The following is a 17,839-nucleotide window of genomic DNA, read 5'->3' as shown; positions in this document are numbered from 1 at the left end:
TTGATTTTTTCTAAAAACTTTTAACTGTAAAAACAAGTTATACAGACTTTTATTGAAAGAAAAAAAATATCTTTAACACAACAAAAACAATAACCATTTATATCAAAATTAGTATGGCATTTAAAGTTTTACAAAACAGCAAAATCAACACTGGAGATTTTATTTTCTCAAATCCTGAAACCGTTATTTACCCCGTAACACCTTTAATATCCGCAAGTTTTTACAGTCCAAATGGTGTGTTGACACTAAAAATTAGAGCTACATTATACATCAACTCTGAAGATCAAAATAATCCTACTGTAGAAGAGCCTACTGAATTAGACAATACTTTACAAATGTATTTTGACTATGATTTCTCCGAAGAAACACCAGAAAGCTGCAATGTTTGGTACCTAGAAGTAGATTACACTTCAGAAACCGTTGGCGATTTAATTGAAGTAGTGTCTTATTTAAAAGATCTTGATCCTGAAGTATCAAAAGGGACAAAAACCAAACTTTCATAAAATGAGTTCCTCACTATTAGTATATAGCTTTTTAGCATAAATTTATATGATTCAAAAATCAAGTTTATTATACTTTTCAATTCTATTTTTATTCCCTTTTTTTCTGTTTTCACAAGTAACGTCTAATATCGATATTATTTCAAAAAGACTTCAAAAAAAAGCAATTGAATATCAATCTGAAACCAACTTTGTAAAGTCCCAATATTTTTTTTTAAAAAAAGATTGGGACTCTACTCTTATATATACAACAAAACAATTAAGTACTAATTCCAATAGAGAAATAGCTGATTATTGCCATTTTTTTAGGGGAAGAATTTTTCATAACAAAAATCTTTACAAAGAAGCCAAAGAAGAATTATTACTAATTTCAAAAGCATTTGAATTTTCTACATTCACAACAATTAATTTAGGGACTACATCTGTAGAATTAAGAGACTTTAAAACAGCTATTGTTTATTATAAAAAAGCACTCCAATCACCAGAAATAAAAAATCAACCTTATAGTTTTGCCAAAATACATGAAGGTTTAGGTAATTGTTATCTATTTTTAGAACAATACGATAAAGCAGAAGAACACCTATTGATAAATCTTCGCAGTAAAAAAAATGATCAAGTGCATTTGTATGACGCATACAACAGTCTTGCAAACCTATACTATGAACAAGATAAAAATGTAAAAGCTCTCTACTTTTTTGAAAAAGCGTATTTCCTATCAAAAGAGATCAAAGATGTTCAAATTAAAAATTTAGCCTCTTTTAATCTGGCGGTTTATGAAGAAAATAGAGGTGACTACAAAAAAGCATTAATTTATAGGAAAGAAGCTGAACAATGGAATGATTCACTCAACAATCAAAATAAAATCTGGGCGGTTGCTGATTTTGAAAAAAAGTTTGCCGTAGCTCAAAAACAAAAAGAAATTAAAGTACTGGAGGTAGAAAATCAACTCAAAAACACGCAACGAAATTGGTTGTTTTTCTCGGCAATAATTTTATTAATTCTCATTGTTATTGGAGCTTATCTTTATGCGCAAAAAACAAAAAACGCAAAAACCATTCTACGGCAAAAAAACAAACTAGACGAACTCAACACTACCAAAGATCAATTATTCTCGATAGTCAGTCATGATTTACGGTCTTCGGTAAATGCTTTAAAAACCAGTAATTCTAAATTATCTGCCACCTTAGAAACCAAAAATTACGAAGAATTAAACCAACTTATCATTCAAAATAGCAGTATTGCTAATGGAGCTTACAGCTTGTTGGATAATTTATTGCATTGGGCGATGTTGCAAACCAAGCAACTGTATTTTCACAAAGAATCGGTACATTTACATTCTATCGTACAACAAATAGAATACAACTACAAACCCTTATTACTCGATAAATCCATTAGTTTTGAGAATTCAGTTGCCAAAAATTGTTTTATCTTCGTAGATCTTGATTCGCTAAAAATTGTTCTTCGAAATTTATTAGACAATGCTATCAAATTTTCGAATAAAAATGGAACAATTCATTTTTATACGATCGAAAACCATACTAATTTTTGCCAGCTGGTAGCAGAAGACACCGGCATTGGGATGCATCAAAACACCATTGACGAATTGCTTCAAGAAAATGAATTATTAGCCAAGAAAAACAACTCCGAAATTATAGGAACAGGACTCGGAATGCAATTGTGTAAACAAATGATCCAGAAAAATGGAGGTTCACTAAGCATCGAAAGCGAATTGAATAAAGGAACCAAAATAATGCTATCGCTACCCAAAACAGCCCAAAATGGATAATATCAACATATTAATTATCGAAGACACTCCCGAACAAAGCGATGCTCTGATTAAAGTATTGCTCGAAAATAATTATAATGTCGTAGGTGTTGCCCGAAATTTTACCGAAGCGTTGAAACTCTTTTATGCACAACCCATTGACATTATCATAATCGATGTTTTTCTAGATGGAAAACCAGACGGAATTACCTTTGCCGAAAGCATTAATATTATTCCAAATGCCTCAAAACCGTTTGTTTTTTTAACCAGTTCCCAAGACCGACAAATTTTTGAAAGAGCTAAATTGACTAAACCATTCAGTTTTTTGATGAAACCTTTCAATGAATTGGAAATTTTATACGCCATAGAAATGGCAGTCGAAAAATTCTACGAACAAACCAATGTTTTTTTAACCGAAGAACAAGACACCGTCATCAGCAATGATTTTCTCTTTATAAAGAAGAAAAATTCGCTAAAAAAAGTAGCTTTACAAGACATCCTTTACATTGAAGTAGAAGAACGCTATTGCAATATTGTTACCGAAAAAGAAAAATTTGTGATTTTGATTTCACTGACCAAAATTAGTGCTCTATTAGATCCTACAAAATTTGTCCGAACACATCGTAATACAATCATCAACACCGATAAAATTGAAGAAATCATCTTGGCTGACAATCTAATTATTCTGCAAGGCAATCATAAAATAAATTTGAGCGACACCTATAAAGACTTTATTAAAAAAATAAACATTTTGTCTTAATCAGAATTTAAATCCAACTTACTATTCGCTAAATCTTCCTCGAAACGGGAAGATTTTTTTGTTTCATGACAATAAAAACCTGCTTCATGACAATTTAAAAATGAAAGATCAAAAAGCAAACTACTTTTGAAGGAAACATTAATAACCATCAATTATTATGAATCTAAATAACACTATAGAAATGACAAAGCTATTCTCTGTCCTCCAAAAAACAATAACAAATCCTTATTTTGGTGTTCTTCTTTCCTTGTTACTGATTATTCCAAGTTTGTATATTATTATTGAAGATATCAGTATTATGAGAAAAGAATACGTCATACTTGTAATAGGAATAGTACTATACATTAAATCCTTGAACAGCATATTCGATGATGCCTTAAATCAAAAAAATGATTCTTTTTAAACAAAAAAAGCCATGAATTACACCATAGCTTATTGAGTTTTTGTCTAAATTGATTTTGAAATTATTTTTGTAATAACTCTAAAATTTTATTTTCTACTATTTCGCTATTCCACATATTTTCTATGTCATCCGTTTTCAAAACTTCTTCCATAATTGTGTTTTGAAAATCACCAATAGCCAGAGCTTCCACATAAGGACGATCGCTAAAAGTTACTCTACTGTACAAAGGAATCCATTTATCAGGATGTTTTTCTGAAAACCATTTTTCAATTTTCTTTTGTAACAAAAATTGATCGTCTGCCGTTTTAGAACTCATTTCCATAAAGTTTCGGTACGAAAGTTCCGCAATAGCATCTGCATTGGGTTTACGTGAATTTTGGTATTCCGAAAAAATACGCTCCCAATCTTCTCCATACTCTAAAATCATTTCGTAAAGCACCGTTATATCCTCAAAACCAGCATTCATTCCCTGGCCATAAAACGGAACAATGGCGTGACAAGCATCACCTATTAAAGCCACTTTATCTTCATAAGTCCAAGGAAAACATTTCATGGTTACCAAAGTACTGGTAGGATTTTTAAAGAAATCCTCAGCTAAATTCGGAATTACCTCTATAGAATCAGGAAAGTTTTTTTCGAAGAAAACTTCCACTTCTTTTCTATCTTTCAAGGAAGCAAATGAATTTTCACCTTCAAAAGGCATGAATAAAGTACAAGTAAAACTGCCATCTAAATTTGGCAAAGCAATTAACATGTATTCGCCTCGCGGCCAAATGTGAAAAGAGTACTTATCTAATTTATGGGAACCATCTGCATTAGCAGGAATATTCAATTCTTTGTACCCAAGATTCAAAAATTCCTGAGAATAATTAAACATACTCTGGCGTTGCATGCGATGACGAATTCTTGAAAAAGCACCATCAGCACCAAAAACCATATCGTATTCTAACTCATCCCACTCTCCTCTTTCGGTCTCTCCAATATGTAAAGTGGCTGTTGACAAAGTAACATCCCAAATCTTTTGTTCGAAGAAAAATTCGGCACCCGCTTGTTCAGCAAGATCAATCATTTTTCTATTTAAAATTCCTCTGGAAATCGAATAAATAGACTCTCCTTCTTGACCGTAATTTTGAAATTTCAAACTATCCACAAGATGAATAGCGCGTTTATCCATTGGAATTGCAATTTCTCGAACAGCATCACCTATTCCAACTCCATCCAATGCTTTCCAACCACGGTTTGACATTGCTAAATTTATTGAACGACCAGAAAATTGTATTTTCCTAATATCTGGACTTCTATCATAAATATGAACTGTATGACCTGCTTTTTTTAAGTAAATAGCCAATAGTGAACCTACTAATCCAGAACCTACTACCGCTATTTTTTTGGGAGTTTGCATTTTTGTTTTATAAAAAGTTAAGCAAAATTACTGATTTATTATTTGAACAAGGCTCAATACTCTCAGTTTTTACTTGAAATTCAGTGTTTTTTTGTTGAACAATCACTTTTTCCATCACATTTTGAACTTTCGAAAATGCACAAATACTCTAACTCAAAATTTTGTTGCCTATTTTGTTTTGATACTAAAATATCAAAAATAAGTCGAGATCTCAAAACCCGATATGATATTTATCAGTTTTTAAGCCAATGCTTTTTACAAACTTTGCACTAATTATAATGAATGTATAAAAATGACAAAAAATCCAAACTCCTTACATAGCTTCCATATTCCAGTGATGGGATTAGCGTACACTATAGACAGTCCTATTCGTGTGGCGCACTATGGAATTTCATCGGTGATTTCGATTGCCGATGATGAATTGATTGAGAAAATGAATGCTTTTTATCATCAAAAATTCAATCTTCCGTATCAGGAAATATCTCAAAAAGTATCCGACTACAGAGCCAAACGCATTACGTCTTATTTGAATTTGGTGGACAAAATTGTGAAAGATAAATTTGAAAATTTTAAAAACGAATTGGTCGAAAGCAAAGAAGCTGTAGAAAATTATATTGCTATGCTGCCCAACAAATCCGAAATCAAAAAAGGGTTACAATCCTTTATTGACGAAGGATTCCATTGGAAAGAAAACATTAAAAATTACGTTGAAAAACATATATCCACTGGTGCAATTGATGTTAATATCATGACCAAATTAGACAAAGATAATTTCGAAAACAACGAACAATTACCCGTAATTTTTAATGATGCTCATGCCGCCCTTCGAGGTTTTGCAAATAGCACTGTAAATTCGTCTCTTGTACTTTCTGCAGGAATGAATCCGAGATTGTACAGCTATTTTGAAAACTTCGATGCTTTTTTTCCTGATGAAAATAACCATTTAAAAAAGAAAATTACCCTAAAAGTAAGTGACTTTCGATCGGCAATGATACAAGGTAATTTTTTAGCCAAAAAAGGACTTTGGGTTTCAGAATACCGTATCGAGTCAGGATTAAATTGTGGTGGACATGCCTTTGCTACCGAAGGTCTTTTATTAGGCCCCATCATGGAAGAATTCAAGCAAAAGAAAGAACAACTTGTTCAATCGGCTCATGAATTGATGGTAAAAGCTTTAGAACAAAAAGGGAAATTAATTCCAGAACAGCCATTAGATTTAAAAATCACGGTTCAAGGCGGAGTAGGAACTGCTGAAGAGCATGAATTTTTATTGGATTATTACCAAGTCGATTCTGTAGGCTGGGGAACTCCTTTTTTATTGGTTCCTGAAGCCACTTCGGTAGACCAAGTCACTCGAAAATTGTTAATTAATGCCAAAGAAGACGATTTGTATTTAAGTCATATTTCTCCTTTGGGAGTTCCTTTTAATACCTTGAGAGGCACTACAAACGAAATTATCAAACAAAAACGCATTCAAGAAAGCAAGGCTGGAAGTTCTTGTCCTAAAAAATTCTTGGCATTAAGCAAAGATGCTCAAGGCAAGGGAATTTGTACTGCTTCAAAGAAATACCAAGATGGAAAACTGGAAGAATTAGAAGCCAATAAAAATAATCTTTCGATAGAAATTTTTGAAAGAGCAAAACAAAGTATTACCGAAAAATCTTGTCTTTGTGTGGGCTTAGCCAATGCTTCTTATCTTGAAAATAATATTAAAATAAAAGGACAAGATCAAGGGGTGGTTATCTGCCCTGGGCCCAACATGGCTTATTTTGACCAGGAAGTTTCGCTTTCTAAAATGGTTCAGCATATTTATGGAAATACCTCAGTATTGAGAAATACGAATCGTCCTCATTTTTTTATAAAAGAGCTAAAAATGTATATTGATTATTTAAAAAATGACATTCAAACCATTGGTAACGAAATAAATAATGCTAAAACTAAAAAACTAGAATCTTTCAAAACCAATCTTTTAGAAGGAATTGCATATTATCAAAATTTGTTCGCCAGTGTTCCTAATTTTGAAAGTATCAAAAAAGATGTGATTAGCCAATTCGAACAATACAAAAACGAATTAGAATCTATTGAAATCCCCAAATTAGAAACAGTTTAAGCTAAAAAACAGCCACGAATTCACGAATAAAGATTAATCTTAGAACCTAAGCGATTACACAAATCTGTACGGTTAAAACAAAAAAAAACAGCAAATTCGCAAATTAAAAACTTAATAAAAAAATAATTTGCGAATTTGCTGTTACTATTTCTAGACCAATAAAGTGAATTCGTATCCCTTCGTGAATTCGTGGCTAAAATTTTATTTATTTTTCTAAAATTCCTCTTTTTAATATTTGTCCAAAATTGTACATATCTTCAAAAGAACAATATAAAGGAACTGGCGCAAGACGAATTACATTGGGTTCTCTCCAATCGGTAATCACGCCATTTTTCATCAAATAATCAAATAAACTTCGTCCTTCGCCATGCAAAAAAACCGATAATTGACTGGCTCTTTCAGCTGGGTTTAATGGTGTAATAATCTCAAAACTACTATCGACTTCTTTGTCAATTTCTCCTAGAATAAAAGCTAAATAAGCGGTAATTCGGTCTCTTTTTTCAATCAAAACCTCCATTCCTATTTCGGCAAACATTTCTACCGAAGCTAAATATGGCGCTAAAGACAAAACAGGTAAATTACTTATTTGCCAACCGTCAGCACCTTGAATCGGGTCAAAATTGGGTTCCATTTTAAAACGACGCTCTTTGTTGTGTCCCCACCAACCGGCAAATCTTGGCAACTCTGGATTGTTATGATGTTTTTCATGAACAAAACAGCCCGAAGCATTTCCTGGCCCTGAATTCATGTATTTGTAACTGCACCAAGCCGCAAAATCTACATTCCAATTGTGCAATTCTAGTTTGACATTTCCTGCGGCATGAGCCAAATCCCAACCTACATAAGCCCCAACCTTGTGTCCCGCAGCAGTGATGGTTTCCATATCAAATACTTGTCCTGTGTAGTAATTCACTCCGCCAATTAAAACCAAAGCTAATTCGTCTCCCACTTCGTTAATTTTGGCAATAACATCTTCGGTTCGAATGTTGTGTTCGCCATCACGACGTTTGACCTCAACGATTACTTCTTCGGGTTTTAAACCGTGAAAATCGACTTGACTTTGAAACATATATTGATCCGAAGGAAAGGCTTTTTCTTCGCAAATAATTTTGAATCTAGATGTTGTAGGTCGATAAAAAGAAACCATTAACAAATGAAGATTCACCGTAAGCGTATTCATTACCGTAACCTCTGTGGGTTTTGCACCAACAATTGTACTCAACGGATTTGCAAAACGTTCCTGATAATCCCACCAAGGTTTTTCGGCATAAAAATGACCCTCAACCGCCAAATTAGCCCAGTCATCCATGATTTCGTCAATGTATGCTTTGGTTCTCTTTGGCTGTAATCCTAATGAATTTCCAGTAAAATAAATCACCTGTTTATCATTCACTTTAGGGAAATAAAATTCGTCTCTATATTTATGTAAGCTATCCTGCGAATCCAATTGTTGAGCAAAAGCTCTGGTATTTTCGAAAATCATAATGTAGTTTGCATTTGGTTTTGTAAAAGTAACTAAAAAAGAAAAAACTAACTCATAAAGCATTCCTTCAAAAATAAAAAGGCAAGCCAAGCGTTATACATTCGAAACACTTTATTACCTATATTTGATTGAATCTAAAACATATAGTTATGATTAAAAACAACATCAATGTCATTATTATTGCAATTGCAATGGTAACATCGGCTTACTTATTTTCGAATGCGTTTCAAAATCGAAATAAAAGCGCCGATACCATAAGCGTAACGGGTTTAGGAAAAACCGATTTTGTTTCTGATTTAATTGTATGGAATGGTTCTTTTTCTCGAAAAAGCAGCACCTTAAAAGAAGCTTATGCTTCATTAGACGCCGATAGAGATAAAATTAAAAGTTACCTGTCTAGTAAAGGAATTGCTGCTAACGAAATTGTTTTTTCGGCAGTGAATTTCAATAAAGAATACCAAACCACTTATAATGAAAATGGAACGATTCGAGAAAATACTTTTTCAGGTTTTAGTCTTACACAAAGTGTTAGTATTCAATCTAAAGAAGTGAATAAAATTGAGGAAATATCCAGACAATCCAGTGAATTAATTAATTCTGGTATCGAATTTTACTCCAGCGCACCGGAATATTATTACACCAAATTGGCCGAATTAAAAATAAAAATGATTGCCGAAGCCACCAAAGACGCTAGCATCAGAGCCAAAAGCATTGCCGAAAATGCCGATGCTGATCTAGGAAATTTAAAAAAATCAGATATGGGTGTTTTCCAGATTATTGGTCAAAATTCCTCTGAAGATTATTCGTACGGAGGGTCTTTCAATACCCAATCTAAAAATAAAACCGCAACTATTACTGTAAAACTGGTATATCAAGTAGATTAATTTAGTTATGATATTTACAGAAAAAATACGCTCTAATTATTTTTTACCGCAAAGAACGCAAAGATTTTCATCTAAGAATGTACTTCTAAAAGCTAAGGGTAAAAAACTTAGTGTTCTTTACAGTAATTTTTTTTCTATTTTCACCGTTTCTTGTATTAATCCAGATTCACGGTGGTGGACAGACATGCCTCTAAACAAAAAACTCGCCATGACTGACGAGTTTTTTTATGAATTAACCTTTATAATGGTTTAAATAATTAACATGGCATCACCATAAGAATAAAATTTATATTTTTCTTTAATGGCTTCTTCGTATGCTTTTTTCATTAAATCGTGTCCACAAAATGCTGAAATCATCATCAATAAAGTTGATTTTGGTGTATGAAAGTTAGTAATCATACAAGTGGCTACGCTAAAATCATGTGGAGGAAAGATAAACTTATTCGTCCATCCTTCAAATGGATTCAAGGTGTTATGTGAAGAAACTGAACTTTCAATAGCACGCATAGAAGTAGTTCCTACTGCACAAATGCGTTTTCTTTTTACTTTCGCTTCATTAACAATATCACAGGCTTCCTGAGTGATTTTTAATTCCTCAGAATCCATTTTATGCTTAGACAAATCCTCGACCTCAACTGGATTAAAAGTTCCTAAACCTACGTGAAGCGTTACTTCGGCAAAGTTTACCCCTTTTATCTCTAATCTTTTTAATAAATGTCTAGAAAAGTGCAAACCCGCTGTAGGTGCGGCAACAGCTCCTTCTTCTTTAGCATAAATGGTTTGGTAACGATCTGCATCTTCTGGCGTTACTTCTCTGTTGATGTATTTAGGAATAGGAGTTTCTCCTAGTTCAGTCAATTTATTTCTGAATTCTTCGTAAGAACCATCGTAAAGAAAACGCAAGGTTCTACCACGAGAAGTAGTATTGTCGATTACCTCAGCTACTAATGAATCATCATCACCAAAATACAATTTGTTCCCGATTCTGATTTTACGTGCTGGATCTACCAGAACATCCCATAAACGTTGTTCTGCATTTAATTCTCTTAGCAAAAACACTTCGATTCTAGCTCCTGTTTTTTCTTTATTTCCGTACAAACGAGCTGGAAAAACTTTAGTATTGTTCAAAATCATTACATCTCCATCATCAAAATAATCGATAACATCTTTGAACATTTTGTGTTCGATGGTTTGTTTTTGACGATCAATAACCATTAAACGAGCTTCATCTCTGTTCTCTGCAGGATATTCTGCAAGAAGTTCTTTAGGTAAATCAAATTGAAAATGTGATAATTTCATTCTAAAAAGTTATTAGTTATGAGTTATAAGACCTAAGTTTTGATCCTTAGTACTATAACTGAATGCAAATATACGATTGTGAAATAGGCGTTGTCAAGCAAAATAGCTTTTATTTTTACAAATAAACTTATTTTGCTTAACAACGCCCAAAAAACAACAATCTAAAAAAAATTACAACCTACTCAATAATTGTATTTTCCCGTCCATATCTTTTGCAGCTATTAGTAGTAAAGCTGCTTTTTTACCTTTTTCGTAGTAGTGTAATTTATCTCCTTCGTCCATTTTTATGGTAGTGGTTGCTCCTTTTGTCAAAGAATAACTTCCACCACTTCCAGTATTGATTACTTTTACTTCAGCAGCAGTATCATTTTTGATTTTGATATTGATTTTTTCTGAAACAATTTCAATTTTATTAATTACTGAGTTAGTTAAGTTATTAAAAGACAGTAATAAAAATGACATTGTTAGTATTAAAACTATTTTTTTCATGATTTGATTAATTAGTGATTATTTTATTTTCAGTATTATTATCAATATCTTAAAAAAGATCTTACGCACTCCACTTAGAAAAGACATACTGAAATGCTTTAGGTTTGAAGTAAGTCTATTTTGACTTCGAACAATACAACTCTCAAATTATACTATTGATAAATTACAAACAGAATTTCTGTAAATTATCTTCTTCTATAAATAATAGTTACTATTTCACCTCCTTGACTATATAAAAGTTTCAAAGTAGTCTCATCTAATTGAGTCACTTGTGGTTTATCTTGTTCTCCGTTATCGTATTCGATTATTAAACTTTGACCACTTTGTGACCACAAAATTGGATAACTGTCTAATTCACAAGTAGAACTACTATAACTATTATAAAAACCTTCTCCATTACTATTAAAAACAATATGAAGTGGTTTTCCACTACAATTAGGAGTGTAATCTTCTATTATTTCCTCTCCATTAATTTTATTTACATAAACAAACTGAAATTGATCCCAAGTCCCTACAATTGAAGCTGGCTCTTGTGTATCATCCTTGCTACAAGAAGTTAAACCAAGCACTAATACTGACACAAATAACAAAACATTTTTTTTCATAACTATTAATTTATTTAATTTATGTACCAAATTTATTAACTAAACTTTTCCTTTTAAAGACTGAGTTTGTCAAAGCCTGTTTTGGGTTTACGAAAGACCATTTTTAAAATGATATTGTTTTATATCTTTATTCAATAAAAGAAGCCCTAAAATCATGAAGAAATTTTACTAAAAAATTTTCTTGAAATCAATATAAAATCAACAACCCCTATTTTAAATAAATGAAAAACAAATTCTTAATTTTAATTTTCCTGTTGTTATCCAACATTAGTTTTAGTCAAAAACTCTTTAATAATGTTATAGAGGACACATTATCCATTGAAGAATTTGGAAATAAAGTTGAACTTGAAAACGACTTAAATAAAAGTGAAAAATTAAACAATATATTAATTGATGAAATTATAAAAAGGAGAAAAATAAAAACTGTTCCTCTCAAAATTCAACTTTTTTATGAAAATGCTTATTTAGCAACATTAATTAACAAAGCTTATTTTGCAAACAAAAAAGGTGATTTTAAAAAAGAAATAGCCATTTATTACAAAGTTTTAAAAAACATTACTACAAGAACAGACCCTAGATATATAGGTTTTACGTATAGTGCAATTGGAATGTCGTTTGCAGAAATTAAAGAGTATGAAAAAAGTATTTTTTACTGCAAAAAATCACTTTACTACCTCAAAAAAAGCAATAATGCTTCAGCTATTTCGTCAATTTACAACAATCTTGGTCAATTATACTCCAGAATAAACCGATTAGAACAAGCTCTTTTTTATCTAAAACAAAGTGAAATATATGGAAAAGACTGTGAAAACACCAGTATTTTAGGCTCGACTTATAACGATATGGCAAGTGTTTATTATAAAAAAGAGGACTACGTAAAAGCTATAGAATCATACGAAAAAGGAATCCAAATTTCAACCAAAGCAAAAGACAATTTTCAATTAAGCATACTCTATTTTAATAGTGCCGACGCCTTTCAAAAAATTGGGAACACACAAAAATTTGAAGCGTACAAAATCAAATCTTTTCAATTTGCCGATTCTTCTAAGAACCTAACCGTTTTGAAAAATGCTGGGAAGGATTTGTCTCAAATTTTTAAGAACAAAAATGATTTCAAAAAAGCTTTGTTTTATTTTGAAAAATCAAATGCTGCAAAAGACACTTTAGAAAAAGAAGATAACAAAAATGCCATTTTGAAAGCTGAATTCAAATTCGACAACGAAAAAAAAGAAGCGCAAATAAAAGCACTTCATCAAGATAAAAAAATAGCTCGCTTAAATAATGAAAAGCAAAAAAACTTGATGCTAATTCTAAGTTTTTTATTTATCTCTATTTTATCAACTATTTGTATACTATTCAATCGTTTTAAAATAAAAAAACAAAATGAATATTTAAAATCAAAACTAGAAGAAGCCGAGAAAACCATATTAGCCGAAAAAAAAGCATCTCAAAGCGAATTAAAAGCCTTCAAATCGCAAATGAATCCGCATTTTTTTTACAACGCATTAAACACCGTTCAATCGTACATCTTAACCAACGATAAAAAACTAGCAATAAGCTATTTGTCCAAATTCTCGATTCTTACCCGATCGATTTTAGAAATGACCGAAAAAGAGTCTATCTCTATTGCAGACGAGATCAAAACATTAACACTGTATCTTGATATTGAAAAAGCTCGTTTCAACGAAGACTTTGAATACAGCATTCAAATTGAAAATATCGATGATACCGAACTAACCAAGATTCCATCCATGTTTTTACAACCTTATGTAGAAAATGCTATCAAACACGGATTACTTCATAAAGAAGGCAGAAAAGAATTGAAAATTAATTTTACTATTGAAAATCAAGTGATTGTAATTCAAATTGAAGACAACGGCATTGGCCGTGAAAAAAGTATGCAATTAAATGCCATAAAAAACAAAAATCACACTTCATTTGCAACCGAAGCTATTCAAAATCGGATAGACATCTTAAATAAAATGAGAGCTAAACCTATACAACTAACATTTACTGATAAAAAAAACAGTTACCAACATGCTTTGGGCACCGTTGTAAACATCGAAATACCATTATAGAATGAAAGCAATACTAATTGATGATGAAAAAAGAGCTAGAATCTCCTTGTCCATATTACTTGAGGAATATTGTCCTAATATTGAAGTTGTGGCTCAATGCGAAAACTTAGCCGAAGGTGTAAAGGCTATTCGAAAATACAAACCGGATTTAGTGTTGCTAGACATCGAAATGCCTGGTCACAGCGGCCTAGAATTATTAGATTTTTTTGATGAAAACGAAATCCATTTTTCTATAATATTTACCACCGCTTACAACGAGTATGCTTTACAGGCTTTTAAATTTTCGGCTATTGACTATTTGCTTAAACCCATTAATCCAGAACAATTAGTTGAAGCCATCCAACGGTTAGAAAAGCAAAAACAAAAACTAGAAAACTATACCATTCTAAAAGAAAATATTAATAATGGAAGTTTAGATAAAATTGCTGTTCCATCCGGGAACTCTTTAATTTTTTTGGATACCAGCAAAATATCGCACATCAAAGGAGAAGGATCTTATGCCGAAGTTTTTTGCAGCAATGGTACTAAAAATTTAGTGAGTCGAAATTTAAAAAACTTTGAAGATATCTTGTGTAAAGACAAACGATTTATGCGCGTGCATAAATCGTATATCATTAACTTTGAATATGTTGTTGTCTATAACAAATCTGACGGTGGTAGTTTAGAATTAGAATCAGGCATTCATATTCCGGTATCGGCAGAAAAGAGTTTGTCTATTTTAGAAAAAATTCAGATTATTAAACGCTAGAAATCTTCTTATTTCTAACCTACTAAATCAGAAACTTTATAGCCTAATTTTTCCATATCATCCCAAAAATCTGGGTAGGATTTAGAAACTACGTCGGCATTTTCGATAATAATAGGCACTTTTAATGCTAATGGAGCAAAAGCCATCGCCATCCTGTGGTCGTTGTACGTTCCGATTTTGATGTTCGAATTGATTTCTGAAGTAGCCACAAGAGTCAAACTATCATTGGTTACCGAAATATTGGCACCTAGTTTAGTCAATTCAATTCGTAACGCTTCTAGTCGGTCTGTTTCTTTAATTTTTAAGGTATGAAGTCCGGTAAGGTGACAACCTATTCCCAATCCAAGGCAAGTAACCACGATGGTTTGAGCAATATCTGGTGTATGGTTCAAATCGAAAGTAACGTTTTTGTATTTGAATTTTTTAGTTTTGGTCAGGGTGATGCTGTCTCCGTTAAACTGGGTTTCTACTCCCATTTCTTTATAAATAGCAACTAAAGCAGAATCCCCTTGCAAACTAGATTGTTTGTAACTGCTTAAGGCAATAGTGGCTTCATCAGACAAGGCTGCTAAACTAAAAAAGTAAGATGCCGAACTCCAGTCAGACTCTACCGTCATGACTTTTGGTGCTACTTCTTTCTTTGGAAAAACGGTAATTACATTGCCTTCAAAACTAGTTTGGATGTCCAAATCATTCAGCAATGCCAAGGTCATTTGGATATAAGGAATCGAGGTAATTTCGCCTTCTAAGGTCAATTCGATTCCGTTTTCTAATTTTGGAGCTACTAATAATAATGCCGAAATGTACTGACTGCTCACATTGGCAGCCATGGTTACTTTAGCATTAGTAATTTTTTGTCCTTTAATTTTAATTGGCGGATAGCCTTCTTCTTTTAGGAACGAAATCTCGGCTCCTAACTGGCGTAGGGCTTCTACCAAAATCTTAACAGGACGCTCTTGCATGCGGCTAGACCCTGTTAATACCACTTCGCGACCTTCTTTTACTGCAAAATAAGCCGTAAGAAAACGCATGGCAGTACCTGCATGATGAATATCTACTACTTCTTCGTTGCCGCTCAATGCCATTTGCATGACTTCGCTATCGTCTGAATTAGACGTATTAGCTAGGGAAATATTGGGGAACAAGGCTTGTAAGAGCAACAATCTATTGGTTTCACTTTTAGATCCTGTAACTGCTATTTGAGCATTTAGCCTTGCATTAGTAGCTTGTAGTAGTAAATTCATTTTTTAAATTATTAGTTATGAATTGCAAATTAAATAATGTCGGTTTTTTTTAAACCACATAAGTCATATAAGTTTTTATCTGATTTAGTGTCTTACTTAACCGCAAATTAGACCATATAAGGTTTGGCAGTGTTTTATATTACAATAAATTATTCTTACTCCTTATGAGTTCTTGTCGATGCCTTTTAACCGCAATAATTTGAGGGCGCAATTTACCATTCGGAATTCACAATTCATAATTCGGAACTGATAATTATTTCAATTTTTCGTTGTTTTTATGGCGGTCTTTATCACGAACTGATTTTAAATCCATTTTCTTGTCGAAAGCGGCTTGCAAATCAATCCCCGTTTGATTAGCCAAGCATAAAACCACAAAAACTACATCGGCCAGCTCTTCGCCTAGGTCCTTGTTCTTGTCGCTTTCTTTTTCGGATTGCTCGCCGTACCTACGGGCTATTATTCGGGCTACCTCGCCTACTTCTTCGGTAAGCTGAGCCATATTTGTCAATTCATTAAAATAACGTACCCCGTGTTCTTTTATCCAGGTATCTACGTCTAGTTGGGCGTTTTTTAGGTTCATTTTGTTTTGGTTTTATTTAACCCTGTCTTTAACCCTGTCAGGGTTTTGAACCCTGATAGGGCTAGGTTCGTCTAACAACTAATCTACTCTATTTTATGTATTCTTTTCAACAAATTCAGTTCAATTTTCAAATGCTCTAGCTCGGCATTCTTGGCAGCTAAGTCTTCTTTGAGTTGTTTTTCGACCTTCGTTTCAAACGGTATTTTGAGTCGTTCACCCAAATCTATGAGCAAATTATAATCTAAAGCCTGACTTAATCGCCATAAAATAGCTGTTTGTACCGAAGGCTGCTTGAAATATTGTGTAATAGTGTTAGGGATTACATTGAGGCACTGCGCAACATCTTTCTTTTTTATATGCTTTTCCTGTATTATCCACGCAATAAGGTTGCCTACATGTATAACATCATTATTTGATTTTTGCAAATATTTTTTGGAGCGGTCTTTCATCCTTTTTTCTCTTTAACACAACAAATATAGTTTTTTTCTATTTATATAGTATTATACATAATAAACTTATATCTAATATCATTATATACTATGTATTAATGTAAATTTGTATATGTTTTATTATTATATATAATATGTATTTTACTACTATAAAAATAGTTAATTACTTAGCTTTATATTGCTATATATAGATTTATAACTATATAAAACAATATATTATCACATAAAATACCATATAAACCATATAAAACCAAAATATGAATATAAAAAAAACGCCTTCAAATGAATGAAAGCGTTTTTAAAAGATGGATTTAAGCCGTTGGTTGAAATTATCAAAAACGTCAGTTAGAGTGTTTTTTGCGTAATGAAATGAAGCGAAAAATGTATCGAGAACTGTTTTCTATTCAATATTTTCTTGTTCTCGATACAAATTTTCCGAAAAAGCTGTCGCGTTTTCTGAAAATTCACTCGAACTGACGAAAATTTAATTTCCAAAAACAATTTCACCCTACGAGTTGTAGTTATTAAAACCGTACTAGATATTAGGGTTTACGGGAGCTTTAGCCGCACCACCCTGTCCTGCAAAACGGGTTTTGAGCTGCGCCACTATGGTATCTGAACCTGGAACACCAGCTTCGGCAGCAGCACCAAAAAGCCTGTAGAGCGTAAGAGCCGAAACATAAGCCTCACTACCGGCAAGCAACTTGGTGTCTTCGATTTTTTCTAACAGTTGGTTCACAATGCCTGCTATTTCATCCAGTTGGTTGAATAAAGCCATGTCATTTTGCATAGTTGCCACCGAGACATAAGCAGGAATTAGGGAGGCATTATTCAAACCTGCACTAATGGCGTCTTCTGCAAAGGCTTTGTTGTTGACATCAATAGCCGGGAGAGCTATGCGCTCCTCTTTGGTAAGCCCTATCAAAAAAGGTAAATTGGTATTGATGGTTTGTAAGGCTGTTTTTACTGCGGTTATCTGAGCCGCAGTGGCCGTAGTGTTGATACGGTTGTTGGTTAAATTGGACATATTTTTAGGTTTT

General features: G+C 32.6%; 16 protein-coding genes. 7 read left to right on the top strand and 9 right to left on the bottom strand.

What is annotated here, in order from left to right:
• Positions 1-113: 113 nt before the first annotated feature.
• From AAGV28_RS00480 to AAGV28_RS00470, 3 genes are read left to right on the top strand one after another with little or no spacing between them, the layout of a single operon-like run.
• Positions 114-503: a hypothetical protein gene (locus tag AAGV28_RS00480; protein ID WP_373404887.1), complete on the top strand. Its 390-nt coding sequence runs from the start codon at positions 114-116 to the stop codon at positions 501-503.
• 46 nt (positions 504-549) lie between these two features.
• On the top strand, positions 550-2,286 hold the full coding sequence (locus tag AAGV28_RS00475; protein WP_373404886.1) for a tetratricopeptide repeat-containing sensor histidine kinase: 1,737 nt from the start codon (positions 550-552) through the stop codon (positions 2,284-2,286).
• On the top strand, positions 2,279-3,025 hold the full coding sequence (locus tag AAGV28_RS00470) for a LytR/AlgR family response regulator transcription factor (RefSeq protein WP_373404885.1): 747 nt from the start codon (positions 2,279-2,281) through the stop codon (positions 3,023-3,025). The genes AAGV28_RS00475 and AAGV28_RS00470 overlap by 8 nt, the downstream gene beginning before the upstream one ends.
• A gap of 464 nt (positions 3,026-3,489) precedes the next feature.
• On the opposite strand, the gene AAGV28_RS00465 is transcribed toward AAGV28_RS00470, so the two are convergent.
• Positions 3,490-4,830 carry an FAD-dependent oxidoreductase gene (locus AAGV28_RS00465; protein ID WP_373404884.1) on the bottom strand — a complete coding sequence of 447 codons (1,341 nt, stop codon included), beginning with the start codon at positions 4,828-4,830 and terminating at the stop codon, positions 3,490-3,492.
• A gap of 292 nt (positions 4,831-5,122) precedes the next feature.
• Here AAGV28_RS00465 and AAGV28_RS00460 point away from each other — a divergent pair, with 292 nt between their 5' ends.
• Positions 5,123-6,940, top strand: coding sequence for a hypothetical protein (locus AAGV28_RS00460; protein ID WP_373404883.1), 1,818 nt, complete (start codon positions 5,123-5,125; stop codon positions 6,938-6,940).
• Positions 6,941-7,145: 205 nt separating this feature from the next.
• Here the strand turns inward: AAGV28_RS00460 and kynU are convergent, their stop codons facing one another.
• Positions 7,146-8,423: a kynureninase gene (kynU, locus tag AAGV28_RS00455; protein WP_373405148.1), complete on the bottom strand. Its 1,278-nt coding sequence runs from the start codon at positions 8,421-8,423 to the stop codon at positions 7,146-7,148.
• Between the two features lie 149 nt (positions 8,424-8,572).
• On the opposite strand from kynU, the gene AAGV28_RS00450 reads away from it, so the two are divergent.
• Positions 8,573-9,307, top strand: coding sequence for an SIMPL domain-containing protein (locus AAGV28_RS00450; protein WP_373404882.1), 735 nt, complete (start codon positions 8,573-8,575; stop codon positions 9,305-9,307).
• A gap of 249 nt (positions 9,308-9,556) precedes the next feature.
• Here the strand turns inward: AAGV28_RS00450 and queA are convergent, their stop codons facing one another.
• From queA to AAGV28_RS00435, 3 genes are all read right to left on the bottom strand, one after another.
• A complete protein-coding gene (gene queA / locus AAGV28_RS00445; RefSeq protein WP_373404881.1) occupies positions 9,557-10,606 on the bottom strand; it encodes a tRNA preQ1(34) S-adenosylmethionine ribosyltransferase-isomerase QueA in 1,050 nt (349 codons plus the stop codon).
• Positions 10,607-10,777: 171 nt separating this feature from the next.
• A complete protein-coding gene (locus tag AAGV28_RS00440; protein ID WP_373404880.1) occupies positions 10,778-11,095 on the bottom strand; it encodes a hypothetical protein in 318 nt (105 codons plus the stop codon).
• A 185-nt stretch (positions 11,096-11,280) separates the two neighbouring features.
• Positions 11,281-11,676: a lipocalin-like domain-containing protein gene (locus AAGV28_RS00435; RefSeq protein WP_373404879.1), complete on the bottom strand. Its 396-nt coding sequence runs from the start codon at positions 11,674-11,676 to the stop codon at positions 11,281-11,283.
• A gap of 245 nt (positions 11,677-11,921) precedes the next feature.
• On the opposite strand from AAGV28_RS00435, the gene AAGV28_RS00430 reads away from it, so the two are divergent.
• Both AAGV28_RS00430 and AAGV28_RS00425 read left to right on the top strand, forming a co-directional pair.
• Positions 11,922-13,778 carry a tetratricopeptide repeat-containing sensor histidine kinase gene (locus tag AAGV28_RS00430; protein WP_373404878.1) on the top strand — a complete coding sequence of 619 codons (1,857 nt, stop codon included), beginning with the start codon at positions 11,922-11,924 and terminating at the stop codon, positions 13,776-13,778.
• Position 13,779: 1 nt separating this feature from the next.
• Entirely contained in the window at positions 13,780-14,526 is a 747-nt protein-coding gene (locus tag AAGV28_RS00425) for a LytR/AlgR family response regulator transcription factor (RefSeq protein WP_373404877.1), read from the top strand.
• A 14-nt stretch (positions 14,527-14,540) separates the two neighbouring features.
• Here the strand turns inward: AAGV28_RS00425 and aroA are convergent, their stop codons facing one another.
• From aroA to AAGV28_RS00405, 4 genes are all read right to left on the bottom strand, one after another.
• Entirely contained in the window at positions 14,541-15,770 is a 1,230-nt protein-coding gene (gene aroA / locus AAGV28_RS00420) for a 3-phosphoshikimate 1-carboxyvinyltransferase (RefSeq protein WP_373404876.1), read from the bottom strand.
• A gap of 253 nt (positions 15,771-16,023) precedes the next feature.
• Positions 16,024-16,350, bottom strand: coding sequence for a nucleotide pyrophosphohydrolase (locus AAGV28_RS00415; protein WP_035661076.1), 327 nt, complete (start codon positions 16,348-16,350; stop codon positions 16,024-16,026).
• An 83-nt stretch (positions 16,351-16,433) separates the two neighbouring features.
• Positions 16,434-16,799 carry a hypothetical protein gene (locus tag AAGV28_RS00410; RefSeq protein WP_373404875.1) on the bottom strand — a complete coding sequence of 122 codons (366 nt, stop codon included), beginning with the start codon at positions 16,797-16,799 and terminating at the stop codon, positions 16,434-16,436.
• A gap of 535 nt (positions 16,800-17,334) precedes the next feature.
• Positions 17,335-17,826, bottom strand: coding sequence for a hypothetical protein (locus AAGV28_RS00405; RefSeq protein ID WP_373404874.1), 492 nt, complete (start codon positions 17,824-17,826; stop codon positions 17,335-17,337).
• Positions 17,827-17,839 lie beyond the last annotated feature (13 nt).

Source organism: Flavobacterium zubiriense (genome assembly GCF_041729725.1).
In the GTDB taxonomy this organism is placed as follows: Bacteria; Bacteroidota; Bacteroidia; order Flavobacteriales; family Flavobacteriaceae; genus Flavobacterium; species Flavobacterium zubiriense.
The sequence above is the reverse complement of the archived record's forward strand: the minus strand, read 5'-3'. Positions and strand labels throughout refer to the sequence as shown.